The organism is Streptomyces sp. NPDC014991, assembly GCF_043080665.1.
Classification (GTDB): Bacteria; Actinomycetota; Actinomycetes; order Streptomycetales; family Streptomycetaceae; genus Streptomyces.
Window position 1 is genome coordinate 1 of record NZ_JBIBVY010000017.1, and the last position, 12,348, is coordinate 12,348.

The 12,348-nt window shown below is 72.1% G+C and carries 12 protein-coding genes; 10 read left to right on the forward strand and 2 right to left on the reverse strand.

Translation table 11 applies throughout. From position 1 onward, the window contains the following. Positions 1–295 precede the first annotated feature (295 nt). From rsmD to mutM, 7 genes are all read left to right on the forward strand, one after another. A complete protein-coding gene (rsmD, locus tag ACF1BE_RS24455) occupies positions 296–883 on the forward strand; it encodes a 16S rRNA (guanine(966)-N(2))-methyltransferase RsmD (RefSeq protein ID WP_392201158.1) in 588 nt (195 codons plus the stop codon). 26 nt (positions 884–909) lie between these two features. Further along, positions 910–1,389: a pantetheine-phosphate adenylyltransferase gene (gene coaD / locus ACF1BE_RS24460; RefSeq protein ID WP_392201290.1), complete on the forward strand. Its 480-nt coding sequence runs from the start codon at positions 910–912 to the stop codon at positions 1,387–1,389. A 57-nt stretch (positions 1,390–1,446) separates the two neighbouring features. After that, positions 1,447–2,541 (forward strand): cell division initiation protein, encoded by a 1,095-nt coding sequence (locus tag ACF1BE_RS24465; RefSeq protein ID WP_392201159.1) that lies wholly within the window; start codon positions 1,447–1,449, stop codon positions 2,539–2,541. 129 nt (positions 2,542–2,670) lie between these two features. After that, positions 2,671–3,315: a YceD family protein gene (locus ACF1BE_RS24470; RefSeq protein WP_392201160.1), complete on the forward strand. Its 645-nt coding sequence runs from the start codon at positions 2,671–2,673 to the stop codon at positions 3,313–3,315. Between the two features lie 2 nt (positions 3,316–3,317). Beyond that, positions 3,318–3,491: a 50S ribosomal protein L32 gene (gene rpmF, locus ACF1BE_RS24475; RefSeq protein ID WP_003951102.1), complete on the forward strand. Its 174-nt coding sequence runs from the start codon at positions 3,318–3,320 to the stop codon at positions 3,489–3,491. Between the two features lie 8 nt (positions 3,492–3,499). Further along, a complete protein-coding gene (gene rnc / locus ACF1BE_RS24480) occupies positions 3,500–4,333 on the forward strand; it encodes a ribonuclease III (protein ID WP_392201161.1) in 834 nt (277 codons plus the stop codon). A 101-nt stretch (positions 4,334–4,434) separates the two neighbouring features. Then, a complete protein-coding gene (gene mutM, locus ACF1BE_RS24485; protein ID WP_392201162.1) occupies positions 4,435–5,307 on the forward strand; it encodes a bifunctional DNA-formamidopyrimidine glycosylase/DNA-(apurinic or apyrimidinic site) lyase in 873 nt (290 codons plus the stop codon). A gap of 47 nt (positions 5,308–5,354) precedes the next feature. On the opposite strand, the gene ACF1BE_RS24490 is transcribed toward mutM, so the two are convergent. Together ACF1BE_RS24490 and ACF1BE_RS24495 are read right to left on the reverse strand one after the other, a co-directional pair. Next, positions 5,355–5,792 (reverse strand): winged helix-turn-helix transcriptional regulator, encoded by a 438-nt coding sequence (locus ACF1BE_RS24490; protein ID WP_392201163.1) that lies wholly within the window; start codon positions 5,790–5,792, stop codon positions 5,355–5,357. Between the two features lie 76 nt (positions 5,793–5,868). Then, positions 5,869–7,068: a CAP domain-containing protein gene (locus tag ACF1BE_RS24495; RefSeq protein ID WP_392201291.1), complete on the reverse strand. Its 1,200-nt coding sequence runs from the start codon at positions 7,066–7,068 to the stop codon at positions 5,869–5,871. Positions 7,069–7,279: 211 nt separating this feature from the next. Between ACF1BE_RS24495 and ACF1BE_RS24500 the strand changes: the two genes are divergently transcribed. The 3 genes from ACF1BE_RS24500 (at position 7,280) to ACF1BE_RS24510 (ending at position 12,314) form a co-directional block, all read left to right on the forward strand. Then, positions 7,280–7,561, forward strand: a complete 282-nt coding sequence (locus ACF1BE_RS24500) for an acylphosphatase (RefSeq protein ID WP_392201164.1) — start codon at positions 7,280–7,282, stop codon at positions 7,559–7,561. 380 nt (positions 7,562–7,941) lie between these two features. Beyond that, complete coding sequence (locus tag ACF1BE_RS24505) at positions 7,942–8,145, forward strand: hypothetical protein (RefSeq protein WP_031167290.1); 204 nt, start codon at positions 7,942–7,944, stop codon at positions 8,143–8,145. Between the two features lie 245 nt (positions 8,146–8,390). Continuing rightward, positions 8,391–12,314 (forward strand): AAA family ATPase, encoded by a 3,924-nt coding sequence (locus ACF1BE_RS24510; RefSeq protein WP_392201165.1) that lies wholly within the window; start codon positions 8,391–8,393, stop codon positions 12,312–12,314. Positions 12,315–12,348: the final 34 nt, after the last annotated feature.

The following is a 12,348-nucleotide window of genomic DNA, read 5'->3' on the forward strand; positions in this document are numbered from 1 at the left end:
TCGCCGCGTTGTCGTCGGTTGCCATGGCTCCGCCATGGCGCCCTCCTCCGCCTTGCGATGCACGGCACCAGGACCCGCTCCCTGATCCGGCCTGAGCCGAACGAAAGACCCTAGGCCCTCTCGTCCGGATCATGCCTTGATCCGGCCTGAGCCGAACGAAAGACCCTGGGTTCGCCGGTCCGCGGCGCCGCCGCGGGCACGTACCGGCCCGCGGCGGCGCCGACGGCGATCGGCACCCGCCCGCGGGGCCTGCCAGACTGACCCCGAAAGCCGCCGACGAAGAAGGACTCCCGACATGACCCGCGTGATCGCCGGCGCGGCCGGCGGCCGTCGCCTCTCGGTACCGCCCGGCACCGGAACCCGGCCGACATCGGACCGCGCGCGCGAGGGCCTCTTCTCCACCTGGCAGTCCCTCCTCCGCGGCCCCCTGGACGGCGAACGCGTCCTCGACCTCTACGCCGGCTCGGGCGCCGTGGGCCTGGAGGCACTCTCCCGGGGTGCGAGCCACACCCTGCTGGTCGAGGCGGACGCCCGCGCCGCGAGAACGGTCCGGGAGAACGTGCGCAACCTGGGCCTCCCCGGCGCCGAGGTGCGTGCGGGCAAAGCCGAACAGGTCATCCGGACCGCGCCCCCCGCCGAGCCGTACGACCTGGTCTTCCTCGACCCCCCGTACGCCGTCACGGACGACGATCTTCGCGAGATCCTGCTCACACTCCGCTCGGAGGGCTGGCTCGCGGCCGAAGCCCTCGTCACCGTGGAGCGCAGCACCAGAGGCGGCGAATTCCACTGGCCGGACGGCTTCGAGGCGCTCCGGTCCCGTCGCTACGGCGAGGGAACGTTTTGGTACGGTCGCGCCGCCTCTACGTGCGAAGACGCACGATGACCGGACCGGAGAGCGAGGGATCACAAGTGCGCCGCGCCGTCTGTCCCGGGTCGTTCGACCCGATCACCAACGGACACCTCGACATCATCGCCAGAGCCTCCCGTCTCTACGACGAGGTCTACGTCGCGGTGATGATCAACAAGTCCAAGAAGGGCCTGTTCGACATCGAGGAGCGGATCGAGCTGATCCGCGAGGTCACCTCCGAGTACGCCAACGTCCGCGTGGAGGCCTTCCACGGGCTCCTCGTCGACTTCTGCAAGCAGCGCGACATCCCCGCCATCGTCAAGGGCCTGCGCGCCGTCAGCGACTTCGACTACGAACTCCAGATGGCCCAGATGAACATCGGCCTCACCGGCGTCGAAACGCTGTTCGTGCCCACCAACCCCACCTACAGCTTCCTCTCCTCCTCCCTCGTCAAGGAGGTCGCGGCCTGGGGCGGCGACGTCTCCCACCTGGTGCCGGGCCCCGTCCTGGCGGCCCTGAACGAGCGCCTCGCCAAGGGCTGATGGGGCTACAGTCGTCCCGTCCGTCTCCAACCCGGCTGTAGAGAGTGGCGAGCACAGGTGGACGTGCAGAAGAAGCTCGACGAGATCGTCACCACGGTCTCCGGCGCCCGGGGCATGCCCATGTCGGCGTCCTGCGTGGTCAACCGCGCCGAACTGCTCGCGCTGCTCGAAGAGGTGCGCCAGGCGCTGCCCGGTTCCCTCGCGCAGGCGCAGGAACTGATCGGCGACCGTGAGCAGATGGTCGAGCAGGCCCGGCTGGAGGCCGAGCGGATCATCGGGAACGCGCACGCCGAGCGGGGCTCGCTGATCTCCGACACCGAGATCGCCCGCCGCTCCCAGGCCGAGGCCGACCGCATCCTCGCCGAGGCCCGCCGGGAGGCCGAGGAGATCCGCGCCGAGGCCGACGACTACGTCGACTCCAAGCTCGCCAACTTCGAGGTCGTCCTCACCAAGACCCTCGGCTCGGTCGGCCGGGGCCGCGAGAAGCTGCTCGGCACCGGGCCCGGCCTGGACGAGAACGGCTACGAGGACGAGGACGCCCCCGAGCGCAGCCAGGACCCGCAGACCCTGCGCCACAACGCGGACGCGTACGTCGACGCCAAGCTGGGCGCCTTCGAGGCGGTCCTCGCCAAGACCCTGGAGGCCGTCGGCCGCGGCCGGCAGAAACTGCACGGCCGGATCGCCACCGACGACCTCGGTGCCCTCGCCGACGACACCACGACCTTCCAGCACTCCAGCGACGCGGACTACCTCGCCGACCTCGCGGCCCTCGCCGACAGCGACCGCGCGGCGGCCCAGCGGCAGCCCGAGCCGACGTACGAGCAGCAGCCCGCCTACCCGACGTCCCCCGGCTACGCGCCCGCGGCGGCGGCCCCCGCCGAGCAGCAGCAGAACCCGTACGGCGGCTTTCCGCAGCAGCCGGACTACGCGCAGCCCGACCCCTACGGCTACCAGCAGGCCGACCCGTACGCCTACCAGGGCTCCTACGACCCCCAGCAGGCCGGCTACGACCCGCAACAGCCCCAGCAGACCCAGCAACCCCAGCAGCAACAGCCCCAGCAGGGCTACGCGCTCGACGAGACCAGCCTCTTCGACACCGGTATGATCAGCGCCGAGCAGCTGAGGGCGTACGAGCAGGGCCGGGGCCTGTAGCCGGACCGGATTGGGTCCTGAGCCAAAGGTCCAGTATCCTGGCTCTTCGGTCGCGTGTATGTCCGCGATCAGCGCTGCCCGCCACACCTGCGGGTGGCGTCCCTCCGAGTTCACAGATCGAAAGCAGGAATGGCTCCCAACGCCCGCCTCGACCACCGCAACCCCCTCGTGATCGACACGCACGAGCTGGGCCGGCGTCCTGGCGCGCTCAAGCGCCTCACCCGCCAGATCGACGCCCCCAGTGATCTCGGCATCCAGGGGGTCATCGGAGTGCCGCAGGGCGCCCCGCTGGAACTCGGACTCCGGCTCGAGTCGGTCATGGAAGGTGTGCTTGTCACCGGCACCGCCCGTGCGACCGCCGAGGGGGAGTGCGTAAGGTGTCTGGAGCCGGTCGAGCTGGAGCTCGAAGCGGACTTCCAGGAGATGTTCTCGTACCCTGACGCCGACGACCGGGGCCGCGTGATCGCGGAACCGGGCGACGACGCCGAGGACGACGAGGACAGGCTCTATGTCGAGGACGGCTTGATCGACCTCGAACCCGTGCTGCGCGATGCGGTGGTGCTCGCACTGCCGATGCAGCCGGTGTGCCAGGACGACTGCCCGGGCCTGTGCTCCCAGTGCGGAGTGCGGCTCGCGGACGACCCGGACCACCACCATGACGCCGTCGACATCCGTTGGGCGGCTTTGCAGGGACTCGCCGGTTCGACGACGGACGGCGAGAAGGACGAGATGAGCGGCGCCGAAGCGGGCGTCGACGAGAAGCAGGAGAAGTAGCCGTGGCTGTTCCGAAGCGGAAGATGTCGCGCAGCAACACGCGCCACCGCCGGTCGCAGTGGAAGGCTGCGGTCCCCACCCTGGTTGCGTGCGAGCGCTGCCACGAGCCCAAGCAGCAGCACATCGCGTGCCCGTCTTGCGGCACCTACAACAAGCGCCAGGTCCTCGAAGTCTGAGCGGGCTGGTGAGAGGCACTGTGTCCAGTCCGAAGAAGGACGCCAAGGCGGACGCTTCCGCCAGGAAAAAAGTGGACAACCAGGCCTCGTCCCACGCGCTTCTGGAAGGGCGGCTCGGCTACCGGCTCGAGTCCGCCCTTCTGGTGCGTGCGCTGACCCACCGTTCCTATGCGTACGAGAACGGCGGTCTGCCGACGAACGAGCGGCTGGAGTTCCTCGGGGACTCCGTGCTCGGCCTCGTCGTCACGGACACGCTGTACCGCATCCACCCCGACCTGCCCGAAGGCCAGCTGGCCAAGCTGCGGGCCGCGGTGGTCAACTCTCGTGCGCTGGCGGAGGTGGGGCGCGGCCTCGACCTGGGCGCCTTCATCCGGCTCGGCCGTGGTGAAGAGGGCACAGGCGGGCGGGACAAGGCGTCCATCCTCGCCGACACCCTGGAAGCGGTGATCGGCGCGGTCTATCTCGATCAGGGACTCGACGCGGCGTCCGAGCTGGTGCACCGGCTCTTCGACCCGCTGATCGAGAAGTCGTCCAATCTCGGCGCAGGCCTGGACTGGAAGACGTCCCTGCAGGAGCTGACCGCGATCGAGGGGCTCGGCGTGCCCGAGTACCTGGTCACGGAGACCGGCCCCGACCACGAGAAGATCTTCACTGCTGCTGCCCGCGTCGGAGGCGTCTCGTACGGCACCGGCACCGGCCGCAGCAAGAAGGAGGCGGAGCAGCAGGCCGCAGAGTCCGCCTGGCGGTCCATCCGGGCCGCGGCGGACGAGCGAGCCAAGGCGGCCGAGAAGGCCGTCGGGAACGCTGTCAAGGACGGCGACACGTCGTCCGCCACCGCCTGACAGAGCACCACCCGAGCGCCCGTCCCGTCTGTACGGGGCGGGCGCTCGGTCCGTCCACGGCGTTACGCTGCCGCTGCCCGCAGATCTGTCCGAGGAGTCCCGTGCCCGAGCTGCCCGAGGTAGAGGTCGTCCGGCGTGGCCTGGAACGCTGGGTCGCCCACCGCACCGTCGCCGAGACCGAGGTGCTGCACCCGCGTGCGGTCCGTCGGCACGTGGCCGGCCCCGACGACTTCGCACACCGGCTCAAGGGCCACCACATCGGTGTCCCGCGCCGACGCGGCAAGTACCTGTGGCTGCCGCTGGAGGAGACGCACCAGTCGGTCCTCGCCCACCTGGGCATGAGCGGCCAGTTGCTGGTCCAGCCGCACACGGCGCCCGACGAGAAGCACCTGCGGGTGCGGGTCCGGTTCGCCGACTCCCTCGGCACCGAACTCCGCTTCGTCGACCAGCGGACCTTCGGCGGCCTGTCGTTGCACGACAACACCTCCGAGGGCCTGCCCGACGTCATCGCGCACATCGCCCGCGACCCCCTGGACCCGCTCTTCGACGACGAGGCCTTCCATCAGGCGCTGCGCCGCAAGCGGACCACGATCAAACGGGCCCTGCTGGACCAGTCGCTGATCAGCGGGGTCGGCAACATCTACGCGGACGAGGCGCTGTGGCGCGCCCGCATCCACTACGAACGCCCGACGGCCCGCCTCACCCGCCCGGTCACGGCCGAACTGCTCGGCCACGTCCGGGACGTGATGAACGCCGCGCTGGCGGTCGGCGGCACCAGCTTCGACAGTCTGTACGTCAACGTCAACGGCGAGTCGGGCTACTTCGACCGCTCCCTGGACGCGTACGGCCGCGAGGGCGAGCCCTGCCGCCGCTGCGGCACCCCCGTCCGCCGCCGGCCCTGGATGAACCGCTCGAGCTACTTCTGTCCGGCCTGCCAGCGGCCACCCCGCACCGACGGGCCCGGCCGGAGCTGAGAGGCCCGGACAGGACACGCGGCCACGGGGGAACGAGGTTTCCGCGGCTACGCCGGCTGCCGGCCGTCGTACGCCGTGCGCGCCGCCAGTACGTCGTCCATCGCGTCCTCCACGCAGTGGATGAGCGCGAGCAGCCGCTCGGCGACCCGGCGGCCCAGGGCAGTCAGTTCGTAGTCCACGCGGGGCGGATTGGTCGGCTGGGCCTCGCGGTGCACCAGGCCGTCGCGCTCCAGCGCGTGCAGCGTCTGGGACAGCATCTTCTCGCTCACCCCGTCGACGCGGCGGCGCAGCTCGTTGAAGCGCAGCGAGCCCTCGTACAGCGCGCCGAGCGTCAGTCCGCCCCAGCGCCCCGTGACGTGCTCCAGCGTTCCGCGCGACGGGCAGGCCCTGGCGAAGACGTCGTAGGCGAGGTCCTCGTGGTCCGGGGTGGCGTCCCCGGCGGCGTGCCCCGTCGTGTCCCCGGTGGTGGCGCTCGTACCGCTCATCCCGCCAGCGTACGCGAGCGCAGCGCGCACCGAAAGGTTGCGCTAACCAGAGGTTAGCGGCCGTCGGTGCCGCGGCTCAGTAGCCGAAGTCCTGTGTCCACCACGGGCCGCCCGGGCCGAAGTGGACGCCGACACCGAGGGTCTTGAAGTCCGGGTTCAGTATGTTGGCGCGGTGACCGGGGCTGTCCATCCACGCCTGCACCACGGCCGCCGCGTCGCTCTGACCGCGGGCTATGTTCTCGCCGCCGAGGTCGGTGATGCCGGCCCGCGCGGCCCGGTCCCACGGGGTACGGCCGTCGGGGTCGGTGTGGTCGAAGAAGCCGCGCGCGGCCATGTCGTCGCTGAACACCCCGGCCAGCGAGGTCAGGGAGGAGTTCGCCGACAGCGGGCTGTAACCGGCCTTCGCCCGCTCGTCGTTGACCAGTCTCAGCACCTCGGCCCCGGCGGCGGCCTCCGCCGACACGGTCACCGGCGCGGAGGTCGGGGTCGGCGCCTCGGTGGCCGTACGCGACGGGGTGCCGCCGTGCTCGGCCGGCGTGGACGGTGTCGCCCTGGGGGTGGTCCGCGGCGCGGGCTTCCGGGTGGCCGTCCTCGACGGGGCCGGCGTGCGGGAGGCCGCCGGCTTCGACGCGGAGGCGGACGCGGACGCGCTGGTGGGTGCGGAGGCCGACGGGCTCGGCGTGCGGGTGTGCCCGGTGCCCGGGGCGGCGGTGCCGCCGTCCCGGTTCTCGGCGGTGCCCGAGGTGCCGCCCTGCTCACTGGCCGTGTTGCCGGGTGTGTCAACGGCCTGCACCCGGTCTCCGCCGGTGGTGTGGGTGCCGCCGCCGAGCTGGTAGTGCTCCAGGCCCGGCATCACACCCGTGGCCACCGCGACCGTGCCGAGGGCGACGGCCGCGGACACCCCGAGCAGGCCCGTACGCACCGGCCGCGCCGCCTTCTGGCCGCGCCGCCGGCCGTGCGACGGACCGCCGGGCGGGGTGGACCCGCCGCCCGGGTAACCGGACGGGGACGCCGGCGCGGCCGGTGACGGGTCATACACCGGCGCGGCCGGTGCCGCGCCGTCGTCCGTCGAGAACAGATAGGCCTGTGCCCTGGCGGTGGCCTCGGCGTAGGCCTCCGGGTTCAGATAGGGGGCGATGCCCATGGGTGCCGGTCGTCCCCCGGCGGACGAGTTCCGGGCGTCGCCGCTCCCGGTGCCGGACGGCTGCGTGCGGGGGGCTCCGGTGGCGCGGCCCGTGGCGGCGCGGCCGGCGGCTGAGCGTCGGTGGCGTCCCATGTCCTTGCCCTCTTCCTCGTGCTCGCGGTCGGCCGGTGCCCGTACGCCGCGGGCCTGTCCGGCCGCGGGTTCCGTGGCGAGTGACTCCCCCTGGCCCACCCAACTCACTCGATCGAGTGAGTTTCAAATGCGATTGATTGGGTTTGGACGGTACCCCATGGCGCTGGGGGACGACGTGTCCCGGACGACATCGGCCGGTTAGGTTGCAGCCATGAGTGAGGAAGTACGACTGGTCGCCTGGGTCCGCGGACACGTGCAGGGCGTGGGTTTCCGCTGGTTCACGCGTGCCAGGGCGCTGGAGATCGGCGGCCTGAGTGGTTTTGCTCTCAATCTGGCCGACGGCCGGGTCCAGGTGGTCGCGGAGGGGCCCCGGGAGGGCTGCGAGGAACTGCTGGACTGGCTCCAGGGTGACGACACGCCCGGGCGCGTGGACGGCGTCACCGAGATCTGGGACACACCGCGGGGCGGTTACGAGAGCTTCGCGATCCGCTGAGCCCGCTGCGTACGGACCGCGGACGGGAGTGCGGCACACCCCCGCGGGTGCCCCCCGGAAAGCAGAAACGACCTGGTGGTTGCCAAGAACGACTCGGCGTGGCAGGCTCCGCAGGTACTGCTGGTCGCCACGCCCTGAGGGTCCGGAGGAGTCGCAGCGCCACCGGTTTCCCGGTCGCGCGCCCCGGTCGCCCGCCGATACAGGGTGTGATCGTGTTGACCGTCAAACTTTTTGGTGAGACGCTGAAAGCCCCGCGCACCCTAGCTGTTTGGCATGGAGCAATACCAGGGCAACACTCGGATGTGCCAAGCACCATGGGTGCGAATCCCTCACGACCCACACCGCATCGGTCGGTCACTCAGTGTGGAGGACCATCCATCATGGCAAAGGCGCTTCTCGGTTACGTCGGCGGCTCCGACCCTCGACTCCTCGCCGAGATGCGACGGTTGCAGCAGCGCGTCCAGGACCTGGAGTCCGAGTTGGTACGGATCCAGGCCGAGAACGAAGCGCTGTCGGCTGCCGCCTCTCAGGACAGGATCATGGAGAGCATCGACGCACACCAGGCGGAGCCTGCGCTCACCTGACAGCTGCATCGCTCCACCACAGCGGTAGCAGCGAACGGGCTGCCCCGTATCAACCGCTCAGTTGATCGGACGGCTGCGACCCGGCCGTCAGAACTGCAAGGGACGCCTCGGCGTCCCTTCTTTCTTTCCCCCGAGCATCCTTTCACCCTCTTAACGTCTGGTGTGCCCTGTCCGTTCAATGGCGAAACCGTGGGGTTGCGAGTGTCCGTGGAGTGAGATAGCGGCGCCGGGTAAAGTCCAGCGGCGTGCACCTCAAGGCCCTGACCCTCCGTGGGTTCAAGTCGTTCGCCTCCGCCACCACGCTCCGGTTCGAACCCGGGATCACGTGCGTCGTCGGCCCGAACGGCTCGGGCAAGTCCAACGTCGTGGACGCGCTCAGCTGGGTCATGGGCGAGCAGGGCGCCAAGTCGCTGCGCGGCGGCAAGATGGAGGACGTCATCTTCGCCGGCACCACCGGGCGCCCGCCGCTCGGCCGCGCCGAGGTGTCCCTGACCATCGACAACTCCGACGGCGCCCTGCCCATCGAGTACGCCGAGGTCACCATCACGCGGATCATGTTCCGCAACGGCGGCAGCGAGTACCAGATCAACGGCGACACCTGCCGCCTCCTGGACATCCAGGAACTCCTCTCCGACTCCGGCATCGGCCGCGAGATGCACGTCATCGTCGGCCAGGGCCAGCTCGACTCCGTCCTGCACGCCGATCCGACGGGCCGCCGCGCCTTCATCGAGGAGGCGGCCGGTGTCCTCAAACACCGCAAGCGCAAGGAGAAGGCGCTCCGCAAACTGGACGCCATGCAGGCCAACCTCGCGCGCGTGCAGGACCTGACGGACGAGCTGCGCCGCCGGCTCAAGCCCCTGGGCCGGCAGGCGGCGGTCGCCCGCAGGGCCGCCGTCATCCAGGCCGACCTCCGCGACGCGCGTCTGCGCCTGCTCGCCGACGACCTCGTCCGCCTGCGCGAAGCCCTGCGGGCCGAGATCGCCGACGAGGCCGCCCTGACGGAACGCAAGGAGACCGCCGAGCAGGAACTGAGGAAGGCCCTGCACCGCGAGGGGCTGCTGGAGGACGAGGTACGGCGGCTCACCCCCCGCCTCCAGCGGGCCCAGCAGACCTGGTACGAGCTGTCCCAGCTGGCCGAACGTGTACGCGGCACCATCTCGCTGGCCGACGCCCGCGTGCACAGCGCCACCTCCGCGCCCCCCGAGGAGCGGCACGGCCGGGACCCCGAGGACCTGGAACGCGAGGCCGCACGCATCCGCGAGCAGGAGGCCGAGCTGAAGGCGGCCCTGGAGGCGGCGCGGCGGGCGCTGGACGACACGGTCGCCCACCGTGCCGAACTGGAGCGCGAGCTGGCCGTGGAGGAGCGCCGGCTCAAGGACGTCGCCCGCGCCATCGCCGACCGCCGCGAGGGCCTGGCCCGGCTGTCCGGACAGGTCAACGCCGCCCGCTCACGCGCCGCCTCCGCGCAGGCCGAGATCGACCGGCTGGCCACGGCCCGTGACGAGGCGCAGGCGCGCGCGCTCCGGGCGCAGGAGGAGTACGAGGCCCTGAAGGCCGAGGTCGACGGCCTCGATCTCGGCGACGCGGACCTCGCCGAGCAGCACGAGGCGGCCAGGCGGCGGCTCGCGGAGGCGGAGGCCGCCCTCGGCGCGGCCCGCGAGGCGGTCACCGCGGCCGAACGCCGGCGCGCCGCGACCCAGGCCCGCCACGATGCGCTGGCGCTCGGCCTCAGGCGCAAGGACGGCACCGGCATACTGCTCGGGGCAAGGGACCGGCTGACCGGGGTGCTGGGTCCGGCGGCGGAGCTGCTGACGGTGACTCCCGGCTACGAGGCCGCCCTCGCCGCCGCCTTCGGCGTGGCGGCGGACGCGATCGCCGTGACCACCCCGGCGTCGGCGGCCGAGGCGCTGCGCCTGCTGCGCAAGCAGGACGGCGGCCGTGCGGCACTCCTGCTGGCGGGCCCACCGGAGCAGTCACCGACACCATCCGTCCCGGCAGAACACACCCCCCGGGCCATGTTCCGCACGCCCGCCGCCCCCCGGGAAAGCGGTCCGGTGCGCGAGCCCGGCACCCGTGAGGCGGACACGCCCGCCGCCACGGCCGACATGCCGGTCCGTACCGGCGGGGAGGCCGTCGGCGTGCCGTCGTCCGCCGACGGGGGCGCGCCCGTTGCCGGGGCCGGCGCCCTCGGCCGTGCCGCCGCCGACGCGCCGACTCCCGCGCCCGGCGGGCTCCCGCCTGCCGACGCCCCCGCTGCCGGCCTCGCCGACCCCGAAGCCGGCTCCGCTGTCCCCGGCGTCGGGCCCGCCGGCCGTGATGCGGAGTCCGTCAACCCTGATCCGGTCCGGGCCGGTGTGCGGTCCGGTGCGCTGCTTCATGCCGCCGATCTCGTCCGTGGACCCGGTGAACTCATGCCCGCCGTGCGCCGGTTGCTGCGGGGGATCGTCGTCGTGGACGGCCTTGCGGACGCCGAGGCCCTGGTCTACGCGTGTCCGGAGCTGACCGCCGTCACCGCCGAGGGCGACCTGCTGGGGGCTCACTTCGCGCACGGCGGTTCGGCCGGGGCGCCCAGTCTGCTGGAGGTGCAGGCCTCCGTGGACGAGGCCGCCGCCGAGCTGGCGGAACTGGCGGTGCGCTGCGCGGAGCTGGCCGAGGACCAGCGGGTGGCGGCCGAGCGGCGCACGGAGGCGGCGGCCCTCGTCGAGGAGCTGGGGGAGCGGCGCCGGGCCGCCGACCGGGAGAAGTCGGGGGTCGCCCAGCAGCTGGGCCGGCTCGCCGGGCAGGCGCGCGGCGCCGCCGGGGAGGCGGAGCGGTCCGCAGCGGCGGCCGCACGCGCGCAGGAGGCGTCGGAGAAGGCCGTACAGGAGGCCGAGGAGCTGGCCGAACGGCTGGCGGTGGCCGAGGAGATGCCGGTCGAGGAGGAGCCGGAGACCTCCGTGCGGGACCGGCTCGCCGCCGACGGTGCCAACGCGCGGCAGACCGAGATGGAGGCCCGGCTCCAGGTCCGTACGCACGAGGAGCGGGTCAAGGGGCTCGCCGGGCGGGCCGACTCGCTTCTGCGGGCGGCTCGGGCGGAACGCGAGGCACGCGCGCGTGCCGAGCAGCGCCGGGCCCGGCTGCGGCACGAGGCGGCCGTCGCGGGAGCGGTCGCCTCCGGGGCCCGCCGGCTGCTCGCGCACGTAGAGGTGTCCCTGGCCCGCGCCGAGCAGGAGCGCGCCGCGGCCGAGACCGCCAGGGCCCGGCGTGAGGAGGAACTGACCGCCGCCCGGACCGCGGGACGCGAGCTGAAGGCCGAACTCGACAAGCTGACGGACTCGGTCCACCGGGGCGAGGTACTCGGAGCCGAGAAGCGGCTGCGTATCGAGCAGCTGGAGAGCAGGGCGCTGGAGGAGCTGGGGGTGGAGCCGGCGGGGCTGGTGGCGGAGTACGGGCCGCACCAGCTCGTTCCGCCCTCGCCCCCCGCCGACGGCGAGGTGCTGCCGGACGACCTCGAGCACCCCCGTAACCAGCCGTGCCCCTTCGTGCGCGCCGAGCAGGAGAAGCGGCTGAAGGCGGCCGAGCGGGCGTACCAGCAGCTGGGCAAGGTCAACCCGCTGGCGCTGGAGGAGTTCGCGGCGCTGGAGGAGCGGCACAAGTTCCTCAGCGAGCAGCTGGAGGACCTGAAGAAGACCCGCGCCGATCTGCTCCAGGTGGTGAAGGAGGTCGACGAGCGCGTCGAGCAGGTCTTCACCGAGGCGTACCGCGACACCGCCCGCGAGTTCGAGGGCGTCTTCGGCCGGCTGTTCCCCGGCGGCGAGGGCCGCCTGGTGCTGACCGACCCCGGCAACATGCTCAGCACGGGCGTGGACGTCGAGGCGCGACCGCCGGGCAAGAAGGTCAAGCGGCTGTCCCTGCTGTCGGGCGGCGAACGGTCGCTCACAGCCGTCGCGCTGCTCGTGTCGATCTTCAAGGCCCGGCCGAGCCCCTTCTACGTCATGGACGAGGTCGAGGCCGCGCTGGACGACACCAACCTCCAGCGGCTGATCGGGATCATGCGGGAGCTGCAGGAGGCCTCGCAGCTCATCGTGATCACGCACCAGAAGCGCACGATGGAGATCGCCGACGCGCTCTACGGCGTGTCCATGCAGGGCGACGGTGTGTCCAAGGTCATTTCCCAGCGCCTTCGCTAGCCAGTCGCTCAAGATCAACTGACTAGATGTTCAC